The sequence below is a fragment of the Mycobacterium sp. NGS11 genome, assembly GCF_059813315.1.
In genome coordinates this window covers 1-1,445 of the sequence record NZ_JCALEJ010000062.1, presented here as the reverse complement: position 1 = coordinate 1,445, position 1,445 = coordinate 1, and the positions used below count along the sequence as shown (strand labels likewise).

The window sequence follows — 1,445 nt, the reverse complement described above, 5'->3', positions numbered from 1 at the left end:
GCTGGATCGATCGGCACGTACGTGGCGCCGGTCTTGAGCACCGCCAGGATGGCCACGATCGCCTCAGCGGAGCGGGGCAACAGCAACCCCACCCGCTGCCCCGGACCCGCACCGTGGCCAATCAACAAGTGCGCCAACCGATTCGAGGCCTCATCAAGCTCGCCATAGGTCATCGACCGGCCGGCGAAACTGAGCGCCACCGCCTCAGGCGCGCGGGCCACCTGCGCGGCGAACACCGCCGGAATCGACACCCCCACCCCCGCCGGCCGAGCCAGCACCGCCCGATTACCCCAACCCTCCAACTGGGCCAACTCACCCGCACCCAACACCTCGACCGAGGACAACCGCCGCGCCGGATCGGCCGTCATCGCCAGCACCACCCGCTGCAACCGCTCGATCAACACCTCAATGCTGGCCGCATCGAACACATCGGTGCGAAACTCCACCTCCCCACCAATGCCAGCAGGCTCACCAGCATCGGTGAAACGCTCCGCCAACGACCACGTCAAATCCATCCGCGCCGTATGGGTATCCGCCCGCAACGGCCGAACCTGCAAATCCCCCAACATCGCCCCGGCCGCAGCACCGTCTTGCCAGTTCTGCCACGCCAACATCACCTGAACCAACGGATGATGAGTCAACGACCGCGCCGGATTGAGCCGCTCCACCAACACCTCAAACGGCACATCCTGATGCTCATAGGCCGCCAAACTGCGCGCCCGCACCTGCGCCAACAACTCCCCCACCGTGGGATCAGCACCCAAATCCACCCGCAACACCAACGTGTTGACGAAAAAACCCACCAACTCATCAAGCGCAGGATCACGCCGCCCCGCGATCGGGAAACCCACCGCCACATCCACACTGGCGCTGACCTTGGACAACAACACCGCTAACGCAGCCTGCACCACCATGAAACTGGTCGCATTATGCTCACCGGCCAACTGACGCACCCGCGCCTGCAACTCAGCCGACCACTCCACACCCACCGTGGCCCCGCGATAATCCGCCACCGCCGGATACGGCCGATCCGTGGGCAACTGCACCCGCTCGGGCATCCCGGCCAACACATCTTCCCAATACGCCAACTGCCCAGCGATCCGACTACCACTGTCCTCGAGCTCACCAAACTGCGCCCGCTGCCACAACGTGTAATCGACATACTGCACCGCCAACGGCGCCCACCCCGGCACCTGCCCCACCGACCGGCTGGCATACGCCACACCCAAATCCCGCACCAACGGCCCCACCGAAGCCCCATCAGCAGCGATATGATGCACCACCGCCACCAACACATGCTCATCCTCAGCAACCCGGAAAAGCTGCGCCCGCAACGGAATCTCACCCGCCAAATCAAACGCATACCGCGCCGCAGCCCCGACCGCCTCCTCCAACCGGCCCACCGACCAACCCACCGCATCCACAACCCGCCAACCGAAATCGGC

The 1,445-nt window shown here is 65.0% G+C and carries 1 protein-coding gene; it reads right to left on the bottom strand.

The genetic code is table 11. The features are described from left to right. Nucleotides 1-1,445 (bottom strand): condensation domain-containing protein (locus tag AC5Y4T_RS26080; RefSeq protein WP_499950937.1); only part of this gene is annotated, 1,445 nt, incomplete at both ends.